General features: G+C 65.9%; 29 protein-coding genes. 12 read left to right on the forward strand and 17 right to left on the reverse strand.

Going from position 1 to position 26,166, the window contains the following annotated elements:
* Positions 1–56: 56 nt before the first annotated feature.
* Both FFS62_RS02770 and FFS62_RS02775 read right to left on the reverse strand, forming a co-directional pair.
* On the reverse strand, positions 57–962 hold the full coding sequence (locus FFS62_RS02770) for a LysR family transcriptional regulator (RefSeq protein ID WP_137971278.1): 906 nt from the start codon (positions 960–962) through the stop codon (positions 57–59).
* Entirely contained in the window at positions 959–1,852 is an 894-nt protein-coding gene (locus FFS62_RS02775; RefSeq protein ID WP_171016253.1) for a LysR family transcriptional regulator, read from the reverse strand. Before FFS62_RS02775 ends, FFS62_RS02770 begins: the two co-directional genes overlap by 4 nt.
* A 308-nt stretch (positions 1,853–2,160) precedes the next feature.
* Between FFS62_RS02775 and FFS62_RS02780 the strand changes: the two genes are divergently transcribed.
* Positions 2,161–3,588: a mechanosensitive ion channel domain-containing protein gene (locus FFS62_RS02780; RefSeq protein WP_137971280.1), complete on the forward strand. Its 1,428-nt coding sequence runs from the start codon at positions 2,161–2,163 to the stop codon at positions 3,586–3,588.
* 119 nt (positions 3,589–3,707) lie between these two features.
* Here FFS62_RS02780 and FFS62_RS02785 read toward each other — a convergent pair whose 3' ends face one another.
* Together FFS62_RS02785 and FFS62_RS02790 are read right to left on the reverse strand one after the other, a co-directional pair.
* The gene (locus tag FFS62_RS02785; RefSeq protein WP_137971281.1) at positions 3,708–4,217 is read right to left on the reverse strand and encodes a ProQ/FinO family protein; all 510 of its coding nucleotides are present in this window, start codon (positions 4,215–4,217) and stop codon (positions 3,708–3,710) included.
* Positions 4,218–4,323: 106 nt separating this feature from the next.
* Complete coding sequence (locus FFS62_RS02790) at positions 4,324–5,244, reverse strand: LysR family transcriptional regulator (RefSeq protein ID WP_137971282.1); 921 nt, start codon at positions 5,242–5,244, stop codon at positions 4,324–4,326.
* A 140-nt stretch (positions 5,245–5,384) separates the two neighbouring features.
* On the opposite strand from FFS62_RS02790, the gene FFS62_RS02795 reads away from it, so the two are divergent.
* The gene (locus FFS62_RS02795; protein WP_137971283.1) at positions 5,385–5,780 is read left to right on the forward strand and encodes a RidA family protein; all 396 of its coding nucleotides are present in this window, start codon (positions 5,385–5,387) and stop codon (positions 5,778–5,780) included.
* A 76-nt stretch (positions 5,781–5,856) separates the two neighbouring features.
* On the opposite strand, the gene ycaC is transcribed toward FFS62_RS02795, so the two are convergent.
* Entirely contained in the window at positions 5,857–6,489 is a 633-nt protein-coding gene (gene ycaC / locus FFS62_RS02800; RefSeq protein WP_137971284.1) for an isochorismate family cysteine hydrolase YcaC, read from the reverse strand.
* A 159-nt stretch (positions 6,490–6,648) separates the two neighbouring features.
* Here ycaC and FFS62_RS02805 point away from each other — a divergent pair, with 159 nt between their 5' ends.
* On the forward strand, positions 6,649–7,551 hold the full coding sequence (locus FFS62_RS02805) for a LysR substrate-binding domain-containing protein (protein ID WP_137971285.1): 903 nt from the start codon (positions 6,649–6,651) through the stop codon (positions 7,549–7,551).
* Positions 7,552–7,710: 159 nt separating this feature from the next.
* On the opposite strand, the gene FFS62_RS02810 is transcribed toward FFS62_RS02805, so the two are convergent.
* The 4 genes from FFS62_RS02810 to FFS62_RS02825 form a co-directional block, all read right to left on the reverse strand.
* Positions 7,711–8,037: an antibiotic biosynthesis monooxygenase gene (locus FFS62_RS02810; RefSeq protein WP_137971286.1), complete on the reverse strand. Its 327-nt coding sequence runs from the start codon at positions 8,035–8,037 to the stop codon at positions 7,711–7,713.
* 34 nt (positions 8,038–8,071) lie between these two features.
* Complete coding sequence (locus FFS62_RS02815) at positions 8,072–9,034, reverse strand: zinc-dependent alcohol dehydrogenase family protein (RefSeq protein WP_137971287.1); 963 nt, start codon at positions 9,032–9,034, stop codon at positions 8,072–8,074.
* A 141-nt stretch (positions 9,035–9,175) separates the two neighbouring features.
* On the reverse strand, positions 9,176–9,478 hold the full coding sequence (locus FFS62_RS02820) for a helix-turn-helix transcriptional regulator (protein WP_137971288.1): 303 nt from the start codon (positions 9,476–9,478) through the stop codon (positions 9,176–9,178).
* A 54-nt stretch (positions 9,479–9,532) separates the two neighbouring features.
* Positions 9,533–10,372 carry an AraC family transcriptional regulator gene (locus tag FFS62_RS02825; RefSeq protein ID WP_137971289.1) on the reverse strand — a complete coding sequence of 280 codons (840 nt, stop codon included), beginning with the start codon at positions 10,370–10,372 and terminating at the stop codon, positions 9,533–9,535.
* 117 nt (positions 10,373–10,489) lie between these two features.
* Between FFS62_RS02825 and FFS62_RS02830 the strand changes: the two genes are divergently transcribed.
* The 4 genes from FFS62_RS02830 (at position 10,490) to FFS62_RS02845 (ending at position 13,481) form a co-directional block, all read left to right on the forward strand.
* Positions 10,490–11,293, forward strand: coding sequence for an alpha/beta fold hydrolase (locus FFS62_RS02830; protein ID WP_137971290.1), 804 nt, complete (start codon positions 10,490–10,492; stop codon positions 11,291–11,293).
* 119 nt (positions 11,294–11,412) lie between these two features.
* Positions 11,413–11,841 carry an organic hydroperoxide resistance protein gene (locus FFS62_RS02835; RefSeq protein ID WP_137971291.1) on the forward strand — a complete coding sequence of 143 codons (429 nt, stop codon included), beginning with the start codon at positions 11,413–11,415 and terminating at the stop codon, positions 11,839–11,841.
* Positions 11,842–12,116: 275 nt separating this feature from the next.
* Entirely contained in the window at positions 12,117–12,860 is a 744-nt protein-coding gene (locus tag FFS62_RS02840) for a polysaccharide lyase family 7 protein (RefSeq protein ID WP_137971292.1), read from the forward strand.
* 90 nt (positions 12,861–12,950) lie between these two features.
* A complete protein-coding gene (locus FFS62_RS02845; RefSeq protein ID WP_137971293.1) occupies positions 12,951–13,481 on the forward strand; it encodes a hypothetical protein in 531 nt (176 codons plus the stop codon).
* Between the two features lie 171 nt (positions 13,482–13,652).
* Here FFS62_RS02845 and FFS62_RS02850 read toward each other — a convergent pair whose 3' ends face one another.
* From FFS62_RS02850 to FFS62_RS02875, 6 genes are all read right to left on the reverse strand, one after another.
* Positions 13,653–14,561 (reverse strand): hypothetical protein, encoded by a 909-nt coding sequence (locus FFS62_RS02850; RefSeq protein WP_137971294.1) that lies wholly within the window; start codon positions 14,559–14,561, stop codon positions 13,653–13,655.
* A gap of 238 nt (positions 14,562–14,799) precedes the next feature.
* Entirely contained in the window at positions 14,800–15,630 is an 831-nt protein-coding gene (locus FFS62_RS02855) for a hypothetical protein (protein ID WP_137971295.1), read from the reverse strand.
* A gap of 75 nt (positions 15,631–15,705) precedes the next feature.
* Positions 15,706–17,805, reverse strand: a complete 2,100-nt coding sequence (locus tag FFS62_RS02860) for a PAS domain S-box protein (RefSeq protein WP_171016254.1) — start codon at positions 17,803–17,805, stop codon at positions 15,706–15,708.
* A 197-nt stretch (positions 17,806–18,002) separates the two neighbouring features.
* Positions 18,003–19,442 carry a catalase gene (locus FFS62_RS02865; RefSeq protein WP_137971297.1) on the reverse strand — a complete coding sequence of 480 codons (1,440 nt, stop codon included), beginning with the start codon at positions 19,440–19,442 and terminating at the stop codon, positions 18,003–18,005.
* 53 nt (positions 19,443–19,495) lie between these two features.
* Complete coding sequence (locus tag FFS62_RS02870) at positions 19,496–20,320, reverse strand: alpha/beta fold hydrolase (protein ID WP_137971298.1); 825 nt, start codon at positions 20,318–20,320, stop codon at positions 19,496–19,498.
* A gap of 13 nt (positions 20,321–20,333) precedes the next feature.
* Positions 20,334–20,852, reverse strand: a complete 519-nt coding sequence (locus FFS62_RS02875) for a hypothetical protein (protein WP_137971299.1) — start codon at positions 20,850–20,852, stop codon at positions 20,334–20,336.
* A 316-nt stretch (positions 20,853–21,168) separates the two neighbouring features.
* Here FFS62_RS02875 and FFS62_RS02880 point away from each other — a divergent pair, with 316 nt between their 5' ends.
* From FFS62_RS02880 to FFS62_RS02900, 5 genes are all read left to right on the forward strand, one after another.
* A complete protein-coding gene (locus FFS62_RS02880; protein ID WP_137971300.1) occupies positions 21,169–21,804 on the forward strand; it encodes a response regulator transcription factor in 636 nt (211 codons plus the stop codon).
* Positions 21,805–21,897: 93 nt separating this feature from the next.
* On the forward strand, positions 21,898–22,281 hold the full coding sequence (locus tag FFS62_RS02885; RefSeq protein ID WP_137971301.1) for a response regulator transcription factor: 384 nt from the start codon (positions 21,898–21,900) through the stop codon (positions 22,279–22,281).
* A 198-nt stretch (positions 22,282–22,479) separates the two neighbouring features.
* Positions 22,480–23,265 (forward strand): hypothetical protein, encoded by a 786-nt coding sequence (locus FFS62_RS02890; RefSeq protein ID WP_256662103.1) that lies wholly within the window; start codon positions 22,480–22,482, stop codon positions 23,263–23,265.
* A gap of 50 nt (positions 23,266–23,315) precedes the next feature.
* The gene (locus FFS62_RS02895) at positions 23,316–23,927 is read left to right on the forward strand and encodes an isochorismatase family cysteine hydrolase (protein WP_137971302.1); all 612 of its coding nucleotides are present in this window, start codon (positions 23,316–23,318) and stop codon (positions 23,925–23,927) included.
* Positions 23,928–23,956: 29 nt separating this feature from the next.
* Positions 23,957–25,009 (forward strand): aldo/keto reductase, encoded by a 1,053-nt coding sequence (locus FFS62_RS02900; protein WP_137971303.1) that lies wholly within the window; start codon positions 23,957–23,959, stop codon positions 25,007–25,009.
* 9 nt (positions 25,010–25,018) lie between these two features.
* On the opposite strand, the gene FFS62_RS02905 is transcribed toward FFS62_RS02900, so the two are convergent.
* Together FFS62_RS02905 and FFS62_RS02910 are read right to left on the reverse strand one after the other, a co-directional pair.
* Positions 25,019–25,789 (reverse strand): SDR family oxidoreductase, encoded by a 771-nt coding sequence (locus FFS62_RS02905; protein WP_137971304.1) that lies wholly within the window; start codon positions 25,787–25,789, stop codon positions 25,019–25,021.
* 91 nt (positions 25,790–25,880) lie between these two features.
* Entirely contained in the window at positions 25,881–26,099 is a 219-nt protein-coding gene (locus FFS62_RS02910) for a DUF3820 family protein (protein WP_137971305.1), read from the reverse strand.
* Positions 26,100–26,166: the final 67 nt, after the last annotated feature.

A 26,166-nucleotide genomic window follows, 5' to 3' on the forward strand; every position in this document is an offset into this window, starting at 1 on the left:
CGATAATTGCGTTTTGTGAAATTATGCAGGCGCAGCAGGTTGGCTGCTGCAGGGCGTCAGGCTTGCCGCAGTGCGGGATGGGCGCGCAGCAGCGGTACGCTGAAGTCGATGAAGGTACGCGTGCGCGCAGCGGCGCGGCGGCCTTCACGGTAGATCAGGTGAGCGGGGATACTGGGCAGGGAAAAGTCGTTCAGGACCGGCACCAGCAGGCCGGTCTGCAGCTCGTGGTGGACCTCATGGCTCATGCAGCGCACCAGGCCCAGGCCGGTGGTGGCCGCGCGGATCGCCGCCTGCTGGGTGGTGCAATTCAGGCGCGGGGCAGGGCGGACCAGGCGCACGCCGTGCTCCCCGCGAAAACGCCACTCGACCACATGGCCGGTGCTGCTGGCCGCGATGGTCTGATGGGCGTGGAGATCGTCCGGGCTCAGCGGCCGGCCCCACTGCTGCAGGTAGGCCGGCGCCGCACACACGATGGGCGCCACGGCGCCGACGGCAACGGCAAAGCCGCTGGAGTCCGGCAGATGGCCCACCACTAGCGCCACATCGATGCCATCCTCCACCAGCCGCGGCAGGTCTTCGCGGGTTTCGGTGACGATGCTGACTTCGGGAAACGCCGCCAGATAATCCAGCACCACAGGGGTGAGCACCCGATGGCTCATCAGCAGCGGTGCCGAGAGCTTCAGTTGCCCGGCCGGGCGTGCGTGCTGGCCAATCGCGGAACGTTCGGCCTGCTCTACACCCTCGAGGATCTGCCGGCAGCTGGCGGCGAACCGCGTGCCGGCCGGGCTCAGGACCGTGCCCCGTGCACCGCGCAGCAGCAGGGTGGCATTCAGGCGTGCCTCCAGCGTGGCGAGGGTGCGCATGACGGTGGCGGTGGACAAGCCCACGGCGCGCGCCGCCGCGGCCAGGCTGCCAGCCTCGGCCACGGCGAGAAACACCTGCATTTCGCGAAAGCGGTTCATGAGGCTGTGGCGGCGTTCAGCGCGGGGTTCTGTCGAAAACGCGCCACGCAGTAATCGACGAAGCTGCGCACCTTGGCCGATGGCCGCGAGCCGAGAGAGACCACATGAATCGGCAGCGGTGGCGTGCCGAAGTCTTCCAGCACCAGTTCCAGTTCACCCTTGCCCAGGGCTTCGGCCACCTGATACGAGAGCACGCGGGTGAAGCCGCCGCCCAGGCTTGCCGCACGGATCGCCGCCTGGTTGGAGCTGACGGTCAGGCGTGGTTTCAGGGGCAGGGTCATCGGGCCGCTGGGGCCCATCAGTTGCCACGGGGTCATTGCGGCGCTGGCGGAGGTCATGATGATCTGCGCCGTCAGCAGGTCGTCCGGGGTCTGCGGCCTGGACACCTGGTCCAGGTAGCGGGGCGATGCGCAGATCACCGAGCGCACTTCGCCCACCTTCAGCGCGTGGTAGTCGCCCTCCGGCAGGCGACCGATGCGGATGGCCACGTCCACGCCTTCCTCGGCCATGTTGACCGGGCGATCCACCAGCAGCGCGTTGATGTTCAGCTCCGCGTGCTCGGCGAGGAAGCTGCTGATCAGCGGGATCACATGCAGCTCGCCGAACATCACCGGCGCGGTGACCGTCAGGGTGCCGCGCACCCGCACGCTGGCGCCCGCGGCGAGTTCTTCGGCCTCTTCCAGTTCGAGCAGGATGCGCCGGCAGTCCTCCACATAGCGCCGGCCGGCTTCGGTCAGGCGCAGGCTGCGGGTGCTGCGTGCCAGCAGCAGGGTGCCGAGGCGGTTCTCCAGCGCGGCAATCGCCCGGGTCACGCTCGGTGGCGACATGCCCAGCAGCTTGGCGCCACCGGCAAAGCTCTGCGCTTCCGTGACGGCCAGCAGCACTTTCATTTCCTGAAACCTGTCCACGCTCACCGCCAGTTTGCCGAGTGGATGGGGCCGCCATCGGTGCGGCGCCTGACACTAGCCTAATGGTCCGGGCAGATGGCTGTCAGCTGTATGCCGGTGGGCGTGGCGGCGCTGCGCAGCGCTTGGCGTGCAGCAGCCCCCAGGTCGACCGGCGAGCCCGCTCTTGGATGGCCGCTTCAGCCGCGGTTGGCGTCGAGAGCCGGCCGAAGATGTGGTCGCAGTCCCATTCATCTTTGCCGGCAATCCAGTCATGCTTGGTGCCTGTTCCTTTTTCTGCCGTGGAACCCGCCATGCTTGCACTGATCGCCCAACACCCACTCACCATCGGCGTCGGCCTGCTGCTCGCCGACCTCGCGTGCTGGCGCCTGTTGCCGGCCGAGGCCAAGGTCTTGCGAGTGCTGCTGCGCCTGGGGATCTTCATCGCCTACAGCCTGGCCATCGTCAGCGCCGGGATGAGCCCGCTGCAGCCGCCGCCGTGGAGCGAGCCGGCGCTGAGCATGCTCGGCTCCGCATTGGGTATCGCCTGGTGGCTGCTCTTTGCGCGCACCCTGACCGTGGTGCTCGGCGTGCTGCTGATGCCGCGCAGCGGCCACACCGGGCGCCTGCTGCAGGACGTGCTGGGGGCGGTGATCTTTCTCGCGGCCATAGTCGCGTCGGCGGCCTACATCATGCAGCTGCCGGTCAAGGGCCTGCTGGCAACCTCCGGCGTGGTCGCCATCGTCATCGGCCTGGCCCTGCAGAACACCCTGGGCGACGTGTTCTCCGGCATCGTGCTGAACACCACCAAACCCTATCGCCTGGATGACTGGGTCTCGATCGACGGCATCGAAGGCAAGGTGATCGAGATCGACTGGCGCGCCACTCACCTGCGCACCAGCCAGGGCAGCACCGTGGTGATCCCCAACTCGGTGGCCGCCAAGACCAAGGTTCTCAACCTCAATCGCTCCACCGATATCGAGAACGTCAAACTGAGCATCAGCGTGCCGGTGCAGGTGCGACCAATCCTGGTGCTCGATGCCCTCAACCGCGCCCTGCAGGGCGTCAGCGCGCTGCTGCAGAAGCCCAGGGCGAAGGTGTCGGTCAAGAGCTCCGACCTGAGCATGGTTGAGTACGAAATGAGTGCCTTCGTGGCCGCCGGCAGCAGCTCGAGCGAGGTGCGCAATCAGCTGTTCGACCTCGCTCACCGGCATCTGCAGGCCGCTGGCATTCTGCGTGGCACCGAGCATGACGATGTGCCGCGCAGCCGCCAGCGCGCGCTGCTCGACGACGTGAAGATCTTCCGCACGCTGGATGCCGAGGACAAGGATCGCCTGGCCGAACTGCTAGTGCCGCAGACCTTCAGCAAGGGCCAGGTGGTGCTGGAAGTCGGCGAAGTCAGCGAGCAGCTGCTGCTGATCGGCACCGGGGTCATATCGGCAGCCGTGCCCAAGGGCAGCGAAGTGATCGAGGCCGGACGCATGGGCCCCGGCGAGGTCATGGGTGAACAGGGCGTCACCTTCGGCACGCCGTCCGAGGCGCGTTTCACCGCGCTCAGTTCGGGGGTGCTCTACCGTCTCGACAAGGAAGCGCTGGAGGCCTGCCTGGAGCAGCGCAGCGAGGTCGGCAGCGCGCTGGCCAAGTTGCAGAGCTTCCGTCAGCAGGCCAGTGCCTCGCTGCTGGAACAGAAGCCGGTGACGATCAAGAAGGGCAAATTCCTCAGCTGGCTGCAGCGCTCTTGATGCCGTCGAATCGCCGCACCATCACCTCTCGCTCCATCGGCAGCGTTGGCAAGCAGCCCTTTGCGCTGCTTGCCAGTGACGGGGTTTGATCGGGCGACTCGATATCGAGCGCGAGCGCTTTACTCCGCAGCCTGTTCCGCTGCGGTGTCGGCAGCGGGAGCCTGGGTAGGCTCCTTCGGCTTCGACTGATTACGCCGTGCCTGCATGCGCTGCCGCTTGGCCTGTTGCTTCGCATGCTGCGCCTGAGTCGCCGTCACCGTGCCAACTGCCTGACCTTGCAGGTCCAGGCGCGGTGCGTTCTCCGTCATGCTGGTCCAGTAGCGGCTGCCGCGGCACCAGGTGGCGAGGCCCAGCTTGAGCTGTTCGGCGGTGATGCCGAGCAGCTCCAGGTGTTGCTCGGCATCCTTGAGGATGCCTTCCTTGAGCGGCACCTTGGGCGCCGGATTGACCGGGAAGGCCAGGGGGAAGTGCATCTGCAAGCGCCAGATCGCTTCCACCGCAGGGTCCTGCTCGCGAGGCTTGGTTGGCTGGGAGGGCTTCCGCCTGCGCGGTTTAGCGCTCTCGGTTTTCACCTGCTCTTTTTCGGCCCGCAGGCGGTCACGTAGCTCAGCTAGTTGCTCAAAACCCATCGTTCAATTCACGGCTCATGGTTGGTTCGAGACGCAAGGTTATCCCATGCCGTCGTTTGAAGCAGGCTAATCAGTCGGCGACTCGACCAGTGACGTGATCGCGGCATCAATTTCGCACTGTCGTCGGTGCATGCTCGGCCAGCAGTTCCACTACCCAGTCGATGAACACTCGCAGCTTGGCGCTGACATGGCGGTTCGGCGGGAAGGCCAGATACATGGGCATCGGGGCCATGTGCCAATCCTCGAACAACGGCAGCAGCTCGCCACTGGCCAGGTGCGGCTTGGCCATGTAGTGCGGCAACCAGAGCATGCCCAGGCCGGCGAGACCGGCGGCGAGATAGGCATTGCCGTCGTCGACCGTCAGCAGCGCGCGCCCCTGGGCCTCGATGCGTTCCTCGCCGCGCTGCATCGCAATGGGCAGGGCCTTGCCCGTGCGAAACCAGAGGTAGCCGACGGTGGTGTGGCGACCCTCTTCCAGCTCGCGCGGGTGCGCTGGCCGGCCGGCGCGCTGCAGGTAGCTTGGCGCCGCATAGACACCGAGTTGCAGGTCGCCCACATGCCGCGCCACCAGGGACTGGTCGGTGATCTCGCCGCCACGCACCACGCAGTCGACGTTCTCGCCGATGATGTCGACGATGCGATCGCTCACGCCCATGCTCAGCTGGATTTCCGGGTAGCGTGCGTAGAATCCGGGCAGGGCCGGTATCAGCAGCATGCGCGCCAGCGGGCTGGGCACGTCCACCCGCAGCCGCCCGCGTGGTGCCAGCGAGGCGCTGGACAGGCTGGTCTCGGCGTCGTCCAGATCGGCCAGCAGGCTGACGACGCGCTCGTAGTAGACCGCGCCATCGACGGTGACGTTGACCTTGCGTGTCGTGCGATTGAGCAGGCGTACGCGCAGCCTGGCCTCCAGCTGCTGGACCAGCTGGGTGACGCTGGTCTTGCTCATGTTCAGGGTGGCGGCCGCCTTGGTGAAACTGCCGGTTTCCACCACTCGGGCGAAGGCCTGCATCGCGTTGAAACGGTCCATTTCACGTCTCACTCGGGTCTGGATAGTTTGGATTCTACAAACAGTCATGACCAGAGTTGCTCGTTTATCCAGGCCGGCGGCCTTCCTACAGTGGCTCCATCGTCAACAGCGGGCCGCGATGGCCCCACTGGAGGTATGCCATGAGCAGCAAACGTGATGTCGTTTTCCCACCTGACCGCCATGCCCTGTACGAGCTGCACCGCTACTCGCCGGCGATTCGCTCCAACGGTTTCCTGTTCGTCTCCGGCCAGGTGGGCAGCCGCAAGGATGGTTCGGCCGAGCCGGACCTCGCCGCGCAGGTGCGCCTGGCCTTTGCCAACCTCAATGCGATCCTGGCCGAGGCCGGCAGCAGCTTCGCTGATGTGGTCGATACGACCATCTTCATGGTCGATCCCGATGCGAAGTTCGAGACCATCTGGGAGGTGGCCGCCGAGTACTGGGGTGAAGCGCCTTACCCCACCGTCACCGCCATCGGCGTGACCTGGTTGTCCGGCTTCGACTTCGAGATCAAGGTGATCGCCAAGCTGCCGCAATAGATGCGGTGCCTGCGCAGCTTGAGCCCAACGCAAAAACCGGAGCCCATACGGGCTCCGGTTTCTGTTTATGGGTGGCTTACTTGGCGGCGGTCAGGGCGCTGTAGCTGGTGATCAGGTTGCGGTAGTCCGGGATGTGGTCGGAGCAGATCTTGGCCAGGCCTTCCACGTCGTTGCGCCAGTCGCGGTGCAGCTCGCAGGCCACGGCGAACCAGTTCATCAGCTGCGCGCCGGCCTGGGTCATGCGGCTCCAGGCGGAATCGCGAGTGATCTGGTTGAAGGTGCCGGAGGCATCGGTGACCACGAACACCTCGAAGCCTTCCTCGATGGCCGACAGGGCCGGGAACGCCACGCACACCTCGGTGACCACACCGGCGATGATCAGCTGCTTCTTGCCGGTGGCCTTGATCGCCTTGACGAAGTCCTCGTTGTCCCAGGCGTTGATCTGGCCGGGGCGGGCGATATAGGGCGCGTCCGGGAACAGCTCTTTCAGCTCGGGAACCAGCGGGCCGTTGGGGCCGGTCTCGAAGCTGGTGGTGAGGATGGTCGGCAGGTTGAAGAATTTGGCGAGGTCGGCCAGGGCCAGGACGTTGTTCTTGAACTTGTCCGGCTCGATGTCGCGAACCAGGGACAGCAGGCCGGCTTGGTGGTCGACCAGCAGAACGACGGCGTTATCTTTGTCCAGACGGTTGTATTTGAAAGAAGTAGTCATGGTTGCGTTCCTCGCGTTTCAGTTGGGTGCCGAATGAGCCGGCGGGTGTGTTGGGGTGGTGCCGTGCAGTGCTGACTGCATGGAGGAAAGATTAAATTCAGACACATTGATGCGCTAGACTGCGAAAATTGCCTCTAGCGTTCTATTTGGAGAACGATCATGGAAGACCTCAACAGCCTCTACTACTTCACCCAGGTCGTTGAGCACGGCGGCTTCGCCCCTGCCGGGCGCGCGCTGGACATGCCCAAGTCCAAGCTTAGCCGGCGCATCGCCCAGCTCGAGGAGCGCCTCGGCGTACGCCTGCTGAACCGCACCAGCCGGCATCTGTCACTCACCGAGATCGGCCAGGAGTACTACCGGCGCTGCCTGGCGATGCGGGTGGAGGCGGAGGGCGCGGCCGAGGTGGTCGAGCGCAACCGCGCCGAGCCGCGCGGCCTGGTACGCCTGGCTTGCCCCACCACGCTGCTGAACTCCTGGGTCGGGCCGATGCTCAGCCGCTACATGCTCAGGTACCCGCTGGTTGAGCTGTATATCGAGAGCACCAACCGCCGGGTCGACCTGCTCCACGAGGGCTTCGACATCGCCCTGCGGGTACGCTTCCCGCCGCTGGAGAACACCGACATGGTGATGAAGGTGCTGGGCGCCAGTACCCAGTGCCTGGTGGGCCACCCGGACCATCTGACCAGCCTGCCGGCGGGCTTCCAGCCCGAGGACCTGGGCCGGCTGCCGAGCCTGCACTGGGGCGGCACGCAGCGCGACTACCAGTGGGAACTACTGCAGGACGAGGCCAGGCTGGTGATCCCGCACCGGCCGCGCATGGTCACCGACGACCTGCTCGCCCTGCGCAACGCCGCGCTGGCCGGGGTGGGCATAGCCCACCTGCCACGGGTATCGGTACGCGAGGAACTGGCGGACGGCCGGCTGGTGGAGATGCTGCCGGGCTGGACTCCCCGCTGCGGCATCGTCCACGCCATCTTCCCTTCACGCCGCGGCCTGCTGCCGTCGGTGCGCACGCTCATCGACTTTCTTGCCGAGGAGTTCAGTCAGAGCGATATGGCTTGATTGGCTGGAATGGAAAGCGGCAATGAATGCGCTCTTCTGGCCGAAATCGGGAATCGGCTCGTTATGTGGCCCCGCTCATTGCTGTAGGTTGCCGCCAACCCGCTCTCGGCCAATTGCAGCCCTTCGCGACAGGGTGCAATCGACCGATAGCGGGTCAGATCAGCCTCCGAACGAAGGGTCACCTGTAGCAAAAGCAAAGGCCGCTCCCTCAATGTGATAGACCTGCGGTTCTTCAGAGAAGTAAGTCTGCAGGCCCAGCATGAACATCCGATGGTCTTCACTCGCTTCGAAGCCCGGAGTGTGATCCTCGAGTGATTGCCAGCGTACGATCAGATTGAATCGGTGCGGCGTTTCGATCCCCTGGGCCAGCATGTGCCCGCAGTAACCTTTGGCGCGGCAGAGCAAAGGTGCAACCTGGGCAAACGCATTCCTGAAGTTTTCGATCTGATCTTTGTAAACGGGCAGTACAGCGATCTCATAAATCATGGGATTTTTTCCTGAGGTGAGTTCAGCTTTGAGGCTAGGGCGCGACTGTGATCGCGACCTTTCCTTGGATACCGTTGTTGGAGCTCTCCAGCCGCGCATGGGCGAGCGCAAGGTCGGCAAGCGAATAGACGGCACCCACGTGCGGACGCAGCTGACCGCGTTCTACCAATGTGCTCAGTTCATCCAGCTTGCCGCGGTTTTGCCTGGTGAAAACGAAGTGATAACTAGCGTTCTTACCCCATGCCTGAATGAGGTTCTGTGGCTGGGCGATATCCACAATTGAGACAACTCGGCCGAGTTGAGCGAGGACGTCGGGGCTTCGGGACAATGTGTTTCCGCCAATCGTGTCAAACACCACATCGACTCCGCGGCCATCCGTTTCCCGATTGATAGCGTCGACGTAATCCTGCTTTTCGTAGTCGATGACTACATCGGCACCCATGCTTCGTGCGAACTCAACGTTCGCTTCGCGCACGGTCGTGAAGACACGCGCGCCAATGGCCTTTGCCAACTGGATCGCTACATGGCCGACGCCTCCGGCACCACCGTGGATCAGGATGCTTTCGCCAACTTTTAGCGCCGCTCGCACGGTCAGTGCTTCCCACGCCGTTCCGCCGACCAGACTCAGGCTTGCCGCCTCGAGATGACTCAGCGAGGCAGGTTTCTTCCCGACTATGCCTTGGTCAGCAACGTGGTACTCGGCATAACTTCCCGGGCCATCGAATATCTGCGGGGTGTACCAGACTTCGTCACCGGGGGCGAAAGCCGTCACACCCGGCCCGACTTCTTCGACAACGCCGGAAACGTCGTGACCGGTGATCGCCGGAAGAGGGACTAGGCCGGAGTAGTCACCGCGGCGGACCTGATAATCCAAAGGGTTGATGGAGCTGGCGTGCACGCGGACCAGGACTTGGCCCGTGCCTGGCACTGGCTTGGCCACATCATGCAGTTCGAACACCTCCGGGCCACCGAAGGATTTGAGCATCATCGCTTTCATTGCAGAACCTCGTTTCTATAAAAAGGGATATTGGGAATTATCGATATATGTAAGCAAAGAATCCGGACGTTCTAGATCATCATGACTCCTCATTTCTACTAATAGGGATATCGGGAATAGACGATATCTGGTGGCAAAAAATTACAGCTCTGCACCTATCATCTCGGCAAGGGCACTGATGGCGGCTTCGTTGCGCTTGTAGTAGGTCCACTGGCCGATGCGCCTGACTTCGACCAACCCGGCGCGTTGCAGCGTCGCGAGATAATCAGACACCGTCGACTGCGACAGTCCTACGCCTTCCTGAATACTGCTGACGCAAACGCCGACCGTGAGTACGTCACCCTCATCCTGCGGAGGGAAGCTTTTCACCGGATCCTTCAAACCCTTCAAGATCTCGAGTCGGGTCCGGTTCGATAGCGCTTTGAAAACTTCGAGTAGTTCCATGGCTTCACGATATCGAAATTTACCGATATGTCAATGCGTGATCGAGTAGCGGTATTACTCTGCTCTCTCCGCCCGCTGCTGACGCAGCCAAGCCTTGGGCGAAATTCCGCACTGTGATTTGAAGGCGCGCGAAAGGGCGGACTCTCCGCTGTAGCCTGCTTCCTCGGCAATCAGTCGAAGCGGTTGGCCATTCTTCAGCCATTTTTGTACGAGCCCGATCCGCCAGCGCTGGAGATAACCGGCGGGTGTCTCACCCAGCGCGTCGCGAAACTGGTTGGCGAACACGCTCCGGGACATCCCCGCTACACCTGCGAGCGATTCAACCGACCAGTTCTTTTCCGGCGCGTCATGAATGGCGACGATCGCACGCCGCAACTGAACGTGTGCGAGACCGGCGAGCAAGCCGACGTGGGCGCCGCCGCTTTCCATCAACTGCCTCAGCAGTTGGATCAGCAACACCTCGAACAATCGGTTGAGCATGACCTGACGCCCACAGTTGGCAGCTTCTGCTTCTGCAAACAGCAGGGTGAGCACCGGCACGCTGTCGGGCATCTGCGCCAAGGGAAGGCCCACGCACGTGGGGAGGGCGTTCGCCAGGGGGTTGGCGGCGGCGCCTTCGAATTCAATGTGGGCGCAGACAAATTCGGCGCCATGTTCCTGGTCGGTGACAAAACGGTGCGCAATCGGGCGCGGATAAAACAACAGGGTGGGGCCATCGAGGCAATGAGCCCTGGTGTTGCCGTGCCATACCTCAGCCTTCCCGCTCTTCAGCAAGTGCAATTGCCCATAGGCCAGAGAGCCATCCAGTTCGTTGATGCCGCATAGAGGGTCCGTTTGAAAAGTGCGGGCACTGACGGAGAAGTGTCCTAGCAGCGCGGCAAGTCGATCGACCATAAAAATACGATCCGTTAAGAAATCAGGACTAACTGTAATAAATCGTATGGTTTCCCGATAGATACTGGCCCCGTCAACGCAACAACACCTCTCACGGATCGACCATAGGAACCGGCCATGCTTACTCTCAAATCTCTCGTGTCCACCACCCTTGCATCGGCAGTCGCTGTGCTTGCACTCAGTGGAACCGCCACTGCACAACCAGATACCACCAAACCCACCGTAGTGCTGGTGCATGGCGCATTTGCCGAGTCTTCGAGCTGGAACGGCGTCGCCGCTCAGCTGCTGAGCCAGGGCTACCCGGTCGTTGCCGCAGCGAACCCGCTGCGTGGGTTGAAGCAAGACGCGGACTACATCGCTGATATCGTCGAGCAGACTACCGGCCCGGTGATCCTCGTAGGCCACTCCTACGGCGGGGCAGTGATCACCAACGCGGTACACGAAGATCCCAAGATCAAGGCGCTTGTCTATGTTGCGGCCTTTGCGCCAGACAAGGGAGAAACCGCCATCGAGCTGTCCGGTCGCTACCCTGGCGGTACTCTTGGCCCGACCTTGGCAGCTCCGGTGCTGCTGGAAGACGGCAACAAAGATCTCTACATCCAGCAGGACAAATTCGGCCAGCAGTTTGCAGCGGATGTTCCCGCGGCCTCGGCAGCCCTCATGGCCGCGACACAACGTCCGATCAGTGAAGCCGCTTTGACAGAAGCATCTGGTGAACCAGCGTGGAAAAAGCTGCCGTCCTGGTTCATCTACGGCTCGGCAGACAAGAACATCCCCGAAGCTGCGCTAAAGTTTATGGCCGAGCGTGCTGGCTCGAAAAAGACGGTCACCGTTCCAGGGGCATCGCACGTAGTGATGACATCCAATCCTGAGAAAGTGGCAGCGCTGATTGTCGAAGCGGCGCAAGCGACCTCGCACTAAACAGAACAGCAATGACAGATCAGTCGTCACCTACGCCTGGCTCGGCGGTGACGACTGACCATTCAGTATCAACAAGGCCGCTGAGCGATGCGGCCATGAAATTCTAGAGGGCTCCCACCATGTCGATTCAAACCATTGCTTACCGTGCTTACGCAGAAGCCACCGGCGGCCGTGACGGTCGTGCCATCTCCTCCGACGGTGTGCTGGACGTCGCTCTGACTACACCGAAAGAGCTTGGCGGAGCTGGTGGCGAGGGCACCAACCCTGAGCAGCTATTCGCCGCGGGTTACTCGGCCTGCTTCCTGGGCGCGATGAAATTCGTCGCGGGCCGCGACAAGCTGGCCATGCCAAAAGACGCATCGATTGAGGGTGTAGTCGGTATTGGCGCGATCCCCGACGGTTTCGGCATAGAAGTCGAACTGCGCATCAGCCTGCCAGGCATGGACCAAGAACAGGCCCAGACGCTGATTGAGCGCGCGCACATCGTCTGCCCCTACTCCAACGCCACCCGCGGCAATATCGACGTCACGCTGACACGGGTCGACTGACTCTTCACGTCGCCATAGCAGATGGACCGGAATGCCAAGCTTCTCGTAAACACCGAGACAGTTTGGCTGACCGCTTTTGGCCGTTAGCAGCACCTTGGCCAGAGGCGAGAGCTTATTTTCTTGGCCAGATGAGATGAGCGCTGCCACGGGACCAGCACTAATGTGGCAATCCAAGCGCCATGGCTAGATTACCCGTCATGTGAAACCTGCATACTGGTCGCGCTGTCTGCACAGAGTCCGCATGGGACGCCTGAATAGCCATTGGGAGCGAGCCAATGCAACGATCACTACTCTGCCTGGCCGGCCTGCTGCTGGTGGCCGGCTGCAGCCACGACGAGCCGGGTGACTACCAGTCGCCGGCCGACAACTACGACCTGACCCACTGGAAACTGACCCTGCCCGACGACGAGGCCAGCGAAGTGCGCAGCGACGAGTTGAAGGGCGGCTACGCCTCGCGCTACTTCCACTTGGCCGACAACGGCGCCATGGTCTTCATGGCCCCGGCCGGTGCGGGCACCACCAAGAACTCCGACTACCCGCGCGCCGAGCTGCGCGAGTTGCTCGATCCGGCCGACGACAATCGCAACTGGACCGGTGCCGGTTTCCACCAGCTCAAGGCCAGCGCCCGGGTGCTGCGCGCGCCGAGCACGCAGAAGATCGTCGTCGGGCAGATCCATGGCTACGACGCCCGCCCGCTGATCAAGCTGCAGTGGGAGAAGGGCAAGCTCAAGTCGCTGATCAAGCGCCATCCCAAGGGCAGCAACAAGGACATCAGCCATGTCTTCGCCACGCCGGTGGGCAACGATCTGTTCTCCTACATCATCGAGGTGCAGGACGGCGTGCTGACGGTGGAGGTCAACGGCGAGCGCATCCAGCATGACTTCTACAAGGAGGACGCGGCCTGGCGCGAGGTGCCGTTCTACTTCAAGGCCGGCGCCTACGTGCAGGACGACGATGAGGACGGCGACGACGATGTGGGCGAGGTGCAGTTCACGCAGCTGAGCGTGCACCACGACTGAAAGGCGAAGTGCAGTTCACCCGGTTGGCGGTGAAGCACGCGCCGTGACGCGCTATCCTGTGCGCCCCCGAACCGTCTGCAGGACCGCCCGATGCAAGCCCAGCTCCTCGAACTCATCACCCTGATCAGCTCCGGCTGCATGACCGACGAGGAGATCGCCCGCATCGCCGATGAGGCCGCCCAGGCCTACGCCGACCCGCAGGCTTTCCTCGCCGCCAATCCGGACATCAACTACGACGACGATTTCCCCATTCCGCTGGGCGAGTGGGTGGTGATCGGCAGCCTGCCGGAGACCGTGCTGTTCCAGGCCGACAGCTACGAGGAGCTGCTGCAGCAGATCATCGATTCCTTCGGTCCGCAGGTGAGCTTCAACATCAAGCCCAAGCAGCTGCAGAAGGTCGAGCCGCTCAAGGCGCTCAACCGCATCCAGGTGCAGCTCTCGGCGCTGTACAAGGAGAAGGGCGGCTACGTGCTGGTGGACCTCAGCGAGCCGCTGGATGACGAGCTGCAATGCGTGCTCGTCTACACCAGCGACCTGCCAAGGGTGCTGGAGCTGGCCGTCGAGGTCGGCATCTACGCCGCCCCGGCCTACGAGGCGCTGAAGGCTGCCCAGGAAGAGTGAGCGGCGGCGCCGCAGCGTGCGGCGCTACCCATGAAAAAGGCCGCTTCCCGATTGGAGGGGAGCGGCCTTTTTTCTGGCTGACGATCAGGTAATCAGGGCGATCAGGATGATCAGCGGGATGGGTACACCGAGGAACCACAGCAGAAGTGAGCGCATGTCCGTTCTCCTTTATCAGCTAAGCGGGGCGGTGGTGCTGTTGGGCGTGGTGCGGTAGTCGCGGACCAGCAGCACCACGGCGTCACGGCCGCGGCCACCGAGGGTGGCGGCGAAGCTGCCGACGAAGGCGCCGATCAGTAGCGCGACGAACATCCACAAGGTGGCGTGCGCGGCCGCCTTGCGGGCTTCATCGGCGGCCTGTTTGGCCTGCACCACGCTCTGGCGGGCCTGGGCATAGATCTCGTCGACACGGGCCTGGGCCTCGGTGGGCGAGAGGTTGGTGCGTTGCGACACCAGCTGGACGAGGTAGGCGCGGTCGGCTGGGGCGAGCTCGCCGTCGTTGTCCAGGTTGCGCGCCAGGATGCGTGCGACCACGCCATGGGCGGCATCGTCCGCGCTAGGCGCCGGGCGATTGTCACGGAACAGGCCGTCGATGTAGTAGCCGTACTCCTCCTCGGCTCCCGCCAGCGCCGTTGGCGCCGCGCCGGAGGCGACCTGGGCGCTGGCCTGCACGCCGGCACCGACGATGCCGCTCACCGAGCCAACCAGCACGGTGGCAGTCAGCAGGGTCGCCACGGCCCAGGCCAGGAAGCCGTGGGCGGTGTCGCGGAAGAACACCTCGTCACCGTGCAGGGTCGTCCACTTCACGCGCAGACGGCCGGCGAGGTAGCCGCCCATGCCTGCCGCGATGATCTGGGTGAGGGCCAGCCAGATGATCGTGGAGATGCCCAGCCCCTCGGCGCTGATGCCTTCGTTGCTCCAGGGCGAAACCGCGCTGAAGCCGAGGCCGAAGCCGAGCAGGATCAGAATGAGCGACAACGCCGCCGCGGCGATGGCGCCGGCGAAGATCGCGGCCCAGGAAACACCAGAGGTGTTGGCGGATTCATCCAGGGCAGTTGCAGCAAGATCGGGTGTGGTGATCATGTTTTTATCCTTACTTGGACGGAAAACCCACTGCACAGAGGCGGCAGATCGCCGGCTCTTATGCGTTAGTGAGAGCGTCCGCCGGTAAGGTTCATGGTTATTGCCTTGGGGCTGGGTGGCGGGGGCGTCGGCCCGCCTTGCCGAGGCGCGCGTGCGTGCTCGCCGCTGCAGGCGCTGACCGCGTCGGCGAGGCGGGGCAGCCGATGGCGGCCGCCCCGGCCTGCGCGGCGCTGCAGGTCTAGCTGGAAGGCAGGTTCGCCGCGGCGTGCAAGCGCTCGCGCATGGCCTGGAAGTGCAGGGCGGAACCCTGGAAGAAGGCGCCCGGCAGGATGCCATAGCGTTTCAGCGCGGCCTCCACCTGCGGCAGCCCGGCCTGCTCGGCCAGCTCATAGGCGCGCAGGCCCTTCTCGATGCGCTCGGCCGTGCTGGCGAAGTCGGTGAAGCCCATGTCGCGGCTGCTGGCGAAATAGGCGAAGCGGATGCGCGGACGCAGTGCCACGTGGCGGATCAGCGGCCAGTCCAGCGCCGCCAGCGCCCGTTCCACGGCCGGGCCGACTATGACCTCCTGCTCCCATAGGAAGAACGCCTCGAACAGCTCGCGGCGCGCCGGTTGCGGCAGCGGCTCGTGCAGCGCCTGAGCCCGGTGGCAGCGGTTCAGCGCGGCCAGCAGGCGCGGCTGCAGGTAGCGCTCGGCGCCGGGTGTGCGGCCATGCAGCTTGCTGAAGTGATAGGCGGTGTAGGCCTCGACGCAGACCTGCCGGTTGATCTCGCGGAAGGCATCGGCGAAGGCGTGCAGCTGGCGCAGCTTGTCGCGGCGCACGGCCGGGGTGAAGAGGAACTGGGCGGAGAGCAGGGCGCCCACCTTCAGGCCCAGGGCGAAGTAGCCGGCGCCCCACAATGCGCCGTGGGCGGCGATCAGCGGGAACACGCTACGCCCGCCGGAATCCTCGTAAAGATGGTGGTAGACCGAGGCGCGCTGGCCCAGATCGGTGAGTGCGCCGGCCAGTACCGTCGCTTCCTGGTGGATCCGCCGGTAATCCCGGGACAGAACACAGCCTTCGCTATCCATATGCACGGCTCCAAGATCAATCTTCTGTGTTCACTCTAAGAAGATTCGGCCTCGGCAGCCTCGTGGCAAATTGCCTCAGGGGGCGGGTAGCGGCAGGCGGATGACGAAGCAGGCGCCCTGGCCGGCGGGGCGCGGTTCGGCCTCGATGCTGCCGCCGCAGTTCTCGACGATGCTGCGGCAGATCGGCAGGCCCATGCCCATGCCGTTGCGTTTGGTGGTGAAGAAGCTGTCGAACAGGCGCTCGACATGCTCGGCGGCGATACCCGGCCCGCTGTCTTCCACCCGCAGTAGCAGCTGCTCGTCCAGGCGCCGGGTCGACAGGACGATGCTGCGCGTGGCGCACTCGGCCTGGGCCATGGCCTGCAGGGCGTTGACCAGCAGGTTGACCAGCACCTGCTGCAGCAGGGTGCGGTCGCCACGCAGGCGCGGCAGGCCGGTTTCCAGGTCCAGGCGTAGGGTCGCGCCCTGGCTCTGCAGTTCGTGACGCAGGAAGGCGGCCGCCTCCTTGACCAGCGCATTGAGCGACAGGGGCTGCGGCTCCGGGCTCTGCTGGCGGGCCATGCCGCGGATGCGCGCGATGATCTCGGCGGCGCGGCGGGCGTCGCCGACCATGCGCTGGGTCAGGTCGCGCACTTCGTCGAGGTCCGGTTGCGGACGGCCGAGCCAGCGCAGGCCGGCCTCGCCGTAGGTGGCGATGGCCGCCAGCGGCTGGTTCACCTCGTGGGCGATGGAGGCGGTCAGTTCGCCGAGCATGGAGATGCGCGCGGCGTGGGCCAGGTCGGACTGCATGCGCTGCAGGGCGTTGCGCGAGGCCACCAGTTCGCTGATGTCGATGTTGCCCACCAGCACCATGCCGCGCTCGCGCATCTCCGGCGGCGCGGTGACGAAGAACAGCACGTCCAGCTCGCGGCCATCCAGGGTGCGCGTCTTGGTTTCCGCCAGGTAGCCGGGCTCGCGGCGCCAGGCGGCCTCCAGGCTGTGGCGGAAGGCCTCGTCGTGCCCCGGTATCCAGAAGCGGCTGACCGAGCCGAGCATCTCGCCGCGCTCGCGGGCGCCGTACAGCTCCAGGGTGCGCTGGTTGACGTCGATGGCCAGGGTCGCGTCCATGGCTCGACGGACGAACTCGGGATGCTGGTCGATGTAGGCGGGCAGATCGCTCACGCCCTGCTCGCGCAGCTCGGCGAACAGGCGGTTGGTGCCGTTGGAGTCGAGCTGCCAGAACGACACCGCCATCACCTCGAACAGATTGCGATAGCGGGACTCGCTCTGCTCCAGGGCGGCGTAGGCCTGGTTGCGCGCGGAGAGGTCGATGACGCCGACCATGAGGATGCCCTTCTGCATGTTCTCCGGCGGGAAGGAGGCGGTGAACAGCACATCGAATTCCTTGCCGTCGATGGTGCGCAGGCGGGTTTCCTTGACGTAGCTGGGCGCCTTGGTCACGGCGGCGATGATGCTTTCGGCGAATACCGTGGAGCTGGCATCCGGCCAGAACGGCTCCACCGTGGTCAGCAGCTCGGCCTTGGTGCCGCGGCCGAACAGGTGCACGGTCTGTTCGTTGACGTCGATTACGCGGGTGGCCAGCATCATCTCGCGCACCAGCTCGGGATGCTGGCGGAAGTGCGCGCGCAGGTCGCTGACGCCGCTCTTGTACAGGCTGCGCACCATGGCGCCGACCGCGGTGAAGTCGAGCTCCCAGAACGACGCGGCCATGGCCTGGAACAGGTTGCGGTAGCGGTATTCGCTCTCCGCCAGGACCAGGTCGGTGGCCTTGCGCGCGGTGATGTCGCGGCCGCTCTCGACGATCGCCTGTGGCGCGCCGCCGGCATCGCGGCGCAGGGACCAGCGGGTCTCGATCAGCAGTTCGCGGCCATCGGCGCTGCGCCGGCTCAGCTCGCCGCTCCAGCGGCCGTCGTCGAGCACCTTCTGGTTCAGGTCGGTGAGCGCTTCGGCGTGCTGGCAGCGCAGCAGGTCGTGGGCCGGCTGGTCGAGCGCCTCGGCGCTGCTCCAGCCGTAGAGTTCCTCGGAGGCCTTGTTCCAGTAGCGGATGCGACCGCTCAGGTCGCGCAGGAAGATGCTTTCGTCGACCAGTTCCAGCAGGTCCACGCCGAGCATGGCATCCGCCGTCGCGCGGGCCTCGTCGAGCTCGGCCGAGGCGCCTTGGTCGTGCCCTTGCATTGCTCCTCCCGCGCCGGCGTCACTGGCCATTGCCGGCAGGTCGATAGGCCGGGCATGGCATGCGCGCCACACCGAAACTTCCAAGCGTAGCGGCTGGCTGGGGGTTGTCTCGTACGACTTTAGTCTAAGGCGCGCACCGTCCAGAAAAGAGCGGCGCCAGGGGAGCGCCGGGCACCGCTGGGTGCCCGGTAGAGGGTTTACTGGTGCAGGCGGGCGATGGCCGCGCGCACACCGCTGCCATAGGCCGGGTCGGCCTTGCTGCAGTTGCCGATATGCCGCTCGATGACTTCCTGGCTGGCGCCACGGATGGCCCGCGCGGTGTTGTCGAACAGCGCCTGCTGCTGGGCCGACGACATCAGCTGGAACAGAGCGCGCGGCTGCGAGTAGTAATCGTCGTCGACCCGGTGGCTCCAGTGGTCGGCGGCGCCTTCCAGGCTCAGCGGCGGTTCGGCGTACTCCGGCTGCTCGGCCCATTCGCCGAAGCTGTTGGGCTCGTAGGCCAGGCGCGCGCCCTGGTTGCCGTCGACGCGCATCTGGCCGTCGCGGTGGTAGCTGTGCACCGGGCAGCGCGGCGCGTTGACCGGGATGTGCACGTTGTTCACCCCCAGCCGGTAGCGCTGCGCATCGCCGTAGGAGAACAGCCGGCCCTGCAGCATCTTGTCCGGCGAGAAGCCGATGCCGGGCACCACGTGCGCCGGGTTGAAGGCAGCCTGTTCGACCTCGGCGAAGACATTCTCCGGGTTGCGGTTGAGCTCCAGCTGGCCCACCTCGATCAGCGGGTAGTCCTTGTGCGGCCAGACCTTGGTCAGGTCGAAGGGGTTGATGCCGTAGGTGACGGCGTCCTGCTCCGGCATCAGCTGCACGTAGAAGGTCCAGCGCGGGAAGTTGCCCTGCTCAATGCTCTCGAACAGGTCGCGCTGGCTGCTCTCGCGGTCGCCGGCCACCACCTGCCCGGCCTCGGCGTCGCTGAGGTTGCGGATGCCCTGCTGGGTCTTCCAGGTGAACTTGACCCAGTGCCGCTGGTTGGCGGCGTTGATGAAGCTGAAGGTGTGGCTGCCGAAGCCGTGCATGTGGCGGTAGCCGTCGGGCACGCCGCGGTCGCTCATGACGATGGTGACCTGGTGCAGGGCCTCCGGCAGGTTGGTCCAGAAGTCCCAGTTGTTCTGCGCGCTGCGCATGCCGGTGCGCGGGTCTCGCTTCACCGCATGGTTGAGGTCGGGAAACTTCAGCGGGTCGCGCAGGAAGAACACCGGGGTGTTGTTGCCCACCAGGTCCCAGTTGCCCTGCTCGGTGTAGAACTTGATGGCGAAGCCGCGGATATCGCGCTCGGCATCCGCCGCGCCGCGCTCGCCGGCGACGGTGGAGAAGCGCACGAAGACCTCGGTCTGCTTGCCGATCTGCGAGAACAGCGCCGCGCGGGTGTAGCGGCTGATGTCATGGGTGACGGTGAAGGTGCCGTAGGCGCCTGAGCCCTTGGCGTGCATGCGCCGCTCGGGGATCACCTCGCGGTCGAAGTGGGCGAGCTTCTCCAGGAACCACACGTCCTGCAGCAGGGCGGGGCCGCGCGGGCCGGCGGTCTGGGTATGGTTGTTGTCGGCGACGGGGGCGCCGGCGGCGCTGGTCAGTTTCTTGCTCATGAACAGGCTCCTTCAGATGCCGCCGCCGCGCGGTGCGGGCGGCGTGCGCGGTTTCAGCTCCGGATGAATGCCAGCAGGTCGGCGTTGAGCTGGTCCTTGTGGGTGTCGGCCAGGCCGTGGGGCGCGCCGGGGTAGACCACCAGCTTGGCGTCGGCGATCAGCTTGGCCGAGGCCAGGGCGGCGGCGCCGATCGGCACGATCTGGTCGTCGTCGCCGTGCAGCACCAGGGTCGGCACGTCGAACTTCTTCAGGTCGTCGCGGAAGTCGGTGGCGGAGAAGGCGGCGATGCAGTCGTAGGCGCTCTTGTGCCCGGCCTGCATGCCCTGCATCCAGAAGGCGTCGATGATGCCCTGGGACGGCTTGGCACCCGGGCGGTTGTAGCCGTAGAAGGGGCCGCCGGCGATGTCCTTGTACAGCTGCGAGCGATCGGCGAGGGAGCCGGCGCGGATGCCGTCGAACACCTCGATGGGCAGGCCGTCCGGGTTGCTCTGGGTCTTCAGCATCAGTGGCGGCACGGCGGAGATCAGACCGAGCTTGGCCACCCGCTTGGTGCCATGGCGGCCGATGTAGCGCGCCACTTCGCCGCCGCCGGTGGAGAAGCCGAACAGGATCAGGTCATGCAGGTCGAGGGTCTCGATCAACTCGGCCAGGTCGTCGGCGTAGTGGTCCATGTCGTTGCCGTCCCACGGCTGGCTGGAGCGCCCGTGGCCGCGACGGTCATGGGCGATGACGCGGTAGCCGTGGTTGGCCAGGAACAGCATCTGCGACTCCCAGCTGTCGCCGTTCAGCGGCCAGCCGTGGCTGAACAGGATGGGCTGACCGCTGCCCCAGTCCTTGTAGTAGATCTCGACGCCGTCGCGGGTGGTGATGGTGCTCATGCGGGATGCTCCTTTATGGATGGTTGCATTGGGGGTGGCCCGGCCCGGCGTGCCGCGCGCGCAGGCGCAGGCACTGGTAGCCGAGGCCGACCAGGAAGAGGAGCAGCGCGGCCAGGATGGCCAGCTTCACCTCGGGGGAATCGGGGCCGTTGCCGATGGGCGCGGACGGCGGCAGGCGCGACAGGGATTCGTTGAGCCCGGGAATCATCAGCAGCAGGAAGCTGAAGCTCATGCAGGCGGTTTCCAGGTAGGCGCGGCCGTTGCCCAGGCGCTGCAGGCGCATGGCCTGGCGGGCGAGCAGGATGACCGCCACGGCGAGGATGCCGATGGCGTGGCCGCTGTTGAAATCGCCGGTGCTGGACAGACCGAAGGACGTCAGCACCGAGCCGAGCATGCCGTACCAGTAGCTGTTGCCCAGCGCGCCGTGGGGCGGGATGCGCCCGTGGCGGGCGAAGGCATAGAAGCCGGCAAGCACCGGCACCATGCTGAGGGCAGTGTGCAGAATGCCCAGGGTGGACAGCGGATTGGCCATGCTCGGACCTCCAGCAGATGAACCGCATGGGGCGTCGCCGTCTGCCTGAGGCTACTGCACGGTGGGATGCCGTCGAGGGCCACACTGCCGGCCCGTGCTGCGGACTATAGGAAGGCCGGCACCGGCGCCACCATTCTACGAAGGGGCGTGCCGGGCATATCTAGGTATGAGCGCAACGGCTGGTCCTGGAACGCAGCCTGGCCGGTGCAGGGTGAGGCGCTCATACCTTGGTATGTGTGGCGGCGACGTTGCGTTGGCATCGAGGCTAGAATGCTCGGCGGCACCCCCGTCGGGGTCGCCGAGCGAGGAGGGCGCGATGCCGGAAGCCGTGGGACTGGTGCACATAGTCGATGACGACGCGTCCCTGCGCTCCGCGCTGGACAGCCTGTTCCGCTCGGTTGGCCTGGCCACCCGGCAGTACGGCTCGACCCAGGAGTTCCTCGATGCCGAGATGCCCGAGCAGCCCTCCTGCCTGGTGCTCGACGTGCGCCTGCCCGGGCGCAGCGGCCTGGATTTCCAGAGCCAGCTGCTGGAACTGAAGAACCCCATCCCGGTGGTGTTCATGACCGGCCACGGCGATATTTCCATGTCGGTGCGCAGCATGAAGGCCGGCGCCGTGGACTTCCTGACCAAGCCTTTCCGCGACCAGGACATGCTCGATGCGGTGGCCACCGCCCTGGACCGCGACCGCCAGCGCCGCACCCTGCAGCGCGATGCCGCCGGCGTGCACGAGCGCTTCGCCAGCCTCAGCCCACGCGAGCGCCAGGTGATGGCGCTGGTCACCACCGGCCGGCTGAACAAGCAGGTGGCGGCCGAGCTGGGCCTGAGCGAGATCACCGTGAAGATCCACCGCGGCCATGCCATGCAGAAGATGCAGGCGCGCTCGCTGGCCGAGCTGGTGAAGATGGCCGGTGTGCTGCAGCTGGAGCGCGACGGCACGGCGCGCACATGAACCTCCGTATGATTTGCAAGCCGCCTTGTTCGCGCCAAGCTGCACGCAACTGACACGCGACCCTCCGCCGCGTTGGCCTGCCGGGATGAGCCTGTGTCCGAACCTCCGCTGATTTCCATCATCGACGACGACGAATCGGTGCGCCTGGCCACCGCCAGCCTGCTGCGCTCCGAGGGTTACCGCACTGAGCTGTTCGCCAGTGCCGAGGACTTCCTGGCCGGCGATTCCGCGCGCTTCGCCTGCGTGGTCAGCGATATCCAGATGCCCGGCATGAGCGGCATCGACCTCACCGACCGGCTGCTGGCCGGCGATGCCGCCGCGCGCATCATCCTGATGACCGCCCGCACCGAGCGCGAACTGCTCGCCCGCGCCGGCGCCAGTGGTGCGGTCTGCCTGCTGTGCAAACCCTTCGCCGCCGAGCAGTTGCTGAGCTGCGTGGCGCTGGCCCTGAGCGGCGCGGGCGGCTGTCTGCCCTGACCTATACCAAGGCATGAGCCGGCTGAACCGCGGTCTGATGGTGCCGTCCGCGGCGCCGCGCGACCATGGCCACAGCCCGGATCGGCCGGGCCCCGCAGCCGCCATCGAGCCTGCTCCCTGCGCCCACCAGTGACCGGGCCTACCGAGCGCTGTTGCCCGAGCTTCCGCCGCCGCCGACGAGCCAACAGGAGCAAGCCCGTGAACCGTTCGAGCATCCCCGCGATCCCGCGTTTTCCCCGCCACTGGCGCCTCGGCGCCCTGACCCTGGGCGTGCTGGCCGCCCTGGCCCAGGCCAGCCTGGCCCACGAGGCCGGCGGCATCCACAGCGACAAGGGCAAGGCCGAAGCGGCCTTCGACCTGGTGCACACCCGGGTCTCCAAGGACGGCGAGATGCTGGTCTTCGAGCAACTGGTGGACGGCGCGGCCGGCAGCCGCATGCCGACCGCCAAGGGCAGCTTCGCCGGTGCCGAGGTGTACAGCTATGTCTGGCCGACCAGCCTGGACAGCGGCAGCGTCGGCTTCGAACCCGGCGCGGGCATCCTCGCCCTGGCGCTGACCTCGCACCCGGACTTCGACGACACCCCGCAGCTGGACGAGAACGGCGACGGCAAGCAGGACAACGACGGCGGCCTCTGGCATTCGCACTGGGTGGTGCTGACCAAGGACGCCAGCTGCGGCCCGTCCGGCCTCAAGGTGCGCGACATCCCCGAGGGTGCCAAGCCCAGGCTGCCGCCGACCTGGCCGGGGGCGGCGATCTACATCGACTCGCCCGGCTACGACCTCAGCCTCAAGGGCGATGCCGCGCGGATTCGTGTGCCGCTCAAGGCGGTGGGCTTCCCCGAGAGCTTCAATTACGACGGGGTGACCGCCGCGCTGCAGGTCAACGCCGATCTGCACAACCCGCTGCTGTGCGTGTCCAGCGTGTGGGACGTGGCCTCCGGCGACCTGACCCTGCCGGCCACCTGGAAAGTCACCGACAAGTGAACGTGCCACGCGGCGCCCAGCCGGCGCCGCCCTTACCCGTGGAGTGCATCATGAGCTACTCGAAACAGGACACCGGCCTGCTGCTGGTCGACCCCTACAACGACTTTCTCAGTGAGGGCGGCAAGCTCACCGGGCTGGCCAAGCCGGTGGCCGATCGCCTCGGCACCCTGGCCAACCTGCGCGCCGTGGTAGCCGCCGCGCGCCAGGCCGGTATCCGCGTGTTCTACGTGCCGCACCACCGGGCGCGGCCCGGCGATTTCCAGGGCTGGCTGCATCCCAGCCCCTACCAGCTGGGCGCCGCGCGGGCCCAGGTGTTCGCCGTCGGCAGCTGGGGCGGCGAATGGCACCCGGACTTCCAGCCCCAGGACGAGGACGTGGTGGTGCAGGAGCACTGGGGCGGCAGCGGCTTCGCCAATACCGACCTGGACCTGCAGCTCAAGCAGCACGGCGTGCGCCAGGTGATAGTCGTCGGCCTGCTGGCCAATACCTGCATCGAGGCCACCTCGCGCTTCGCCGCCGAGCTGGGCTACCACGTGACCCTGGTGCGCGACGCCACGGCGGCCTTCTCCGAGGAGGCGCTGCACGCCGCCCACGAAATCAACGGGCCGACTTTCGCCCACGCCATCCTCACCACCGCCGAAGTCACCGCCGCCCTGGCCTGAGTGCTTCGACCCTGCATGGGAGAGCAGACATGCGCTACACCACCTTCGGCCGCCGCAGCGGCCTGCGTGTTTCCGAACTGGCCCTGGGTACCGGCAACTTCGGTACCGGCTGGGGTCACGGCGCCGAACGCGACGAGGCGCGGCGGATCTTCGACGGCTATGTCGAGGCCGGCGGCAACTTCTTCGACACGGCCAACGGCTACCAGGCCGGCCAGGCCGAGGTGCTGCTCGGCGAATTCCTCGGCAGCCAGCGCGACGACTTCGTGCTGGCCACCAAGTACGGTCTGGGCACCGCCCCCGGCGCCGGCATCGCCCACACCGGCAACAACCGCAAGAACCTGGTGCGCGCGGTGGAGGAGAGCCTGAAGCGGCTCAACACCGATCACCTCGACCTGCTGTGGGCACACATCACCGACGGCATGACGCCGATGGACGAGATACTGCGCGGCTTCGACGATCTGGTCAGCGCCGGCAAGATCCACTACGCCGGGCTGTCCAACTTCCCGGCCTGGCGCATCGCCCGTGCCGACCTGCTGGCCGAGCTGCGTGGCTGGGCGCCGCTGGTGGGCATCCAGCTGGAATACAGCCTGGCCGAGCGCAGCGCCGACCGCGAGCTGCTGCCGATGGCCGAGGCGCTGGGCCTGGGCGTCACCCAGTGGTCGCCGCTGGGCGGCGGCTTCCTCACCGGCAAGTACCGCGCGGGCAACGACGACAGCCGCGCGACCAAGCTGGGCATGCTGGTGCACGGCGAGAAGAGTGCCCGGGAAACCGCCATTCTCGATGCGCTGCTCGGCGTGGCCGAGGAGCAGGGCCGCAGCGCCACCCAGGTGGCCATCGCCTGGCTGCTGCACAAGGCGCGGCGCTCCGGCACCACGCTGATCCCGATCCTCGGCTCGCGCACCCGCGAGCAGTTCGATGGCACCCTCGGCGCCCTGCAGGTGAGCCTGAGTGACGAGCAGTTCGCCCGCCTCAGCGCCGCCAGCGCGATACCGCTGGGCGTGCCCCACGAGCAGGCGGCGGAGATGCGCGAACCCTTCGCCGGCGGCCGCGACCTGCAGTGGCCGACGCTGCCGGTGGTCTGAGCGGCAGCGCTAGAGGCTGAAGCCGCCGTCGATGGGGATGATGGTGCCGGTCATGTAGGCACCGGCTGCGCTGCACAGGCTGATGGCCAGGGCGGCCATCTCCTCCTCGCGGCCCCAGCGCTGCATCGGGATATGCGCCACGTCCTCGGCCATGGCCGCCTCGTCGCCGGCGATGTGCTTGGTCATCTTGCTCGGGAAGCGCCCGGGGGCGATCACGTTGACGTTGATGTGCTCGCTCACCAGCTCCTTGGCCAGGATGCGCGACAGCTGGTGCAGCGCCGCCTTGCTCGGGCCGTAGGCGTAGGCCTGCTCGCCGAACGAGCTGATGCCGGCCACCGAGCCGATGTTGATCACCCGCGCCGGGCTCTGGGCGTTGCCGGCCTTGCGCAGCAGCGGCAGCAGTTGCTGGATGCAGCTGAACACGGCGGTGACGTTGAGCTGCATGACCTTTTCCCAGCCTTTCACCGGGTAGCTCTCCAGCGGCGCGCCCCAGGTGGTGCCGGCGTTGTTGACCAGGATATCGAGCTGCCCGATGCGGCCGCTCAGCTCCTCGGCCAGGGCGCGGGCACCTTCCTCGCCGGAGAGGTCGGCGGCCAGGCCGATGCACTCGCCATGCACCGACAGCTCCTCGGCAGCCTGGATACAGGCGGCGCCATCGCGGGCGCAGATGAACACCCGGGCGCCGGCTTCGAGCAGGCCCTGGGCGATCATCCGGCCGATGCCGCGGCTGCCGCCGGTGACCAGGGCGGTGCGGCCCTGCAGGCTGAAATAGGGATGCATGGCGATTCCTCGAGGGTGATGGGACGAGCCCGTACCCTAAACGAGGCGGCCGGCGGACGCGGCGCTTATAGCCGGCGCAAATGCCGGGGCATCAGCGTTTGCCCTGGCGCAGCGGCTCCAGCAGCGGCTTGAGGCCGTTGTGGTCGATCTCCTGCATCAGCGCCAGCAGGCGGCCGATCTCGCCCTTGGGAAAGCCCTCGCGGGCGAACCAGTTGAGGTAGTTGCCCGGCAGGTCGGCGATCAGCCGGCCCTGGTACTTGCCGAAGGGCATGGTGCGGGTGACCAGCAGGAGGAGGTCTTCGGGATTCATGGTCGAGCCGGGTGCGGAGTAGGGCGCTAGTTTGCCCGTTGCCGCGGCCATGAAAAAGGGCCCCGAA

The sequence above is a fragment of the Pseudomonas sp. F(2018) genome (assembly GCF_005508865.1).
Taxonomy (GTDB): domain Bacteria; phylum Pseudomonadota; class Gammaproteobacteria; order Pseudomonadales; family Pseudomonadaceae; genus Aquipseudomonas.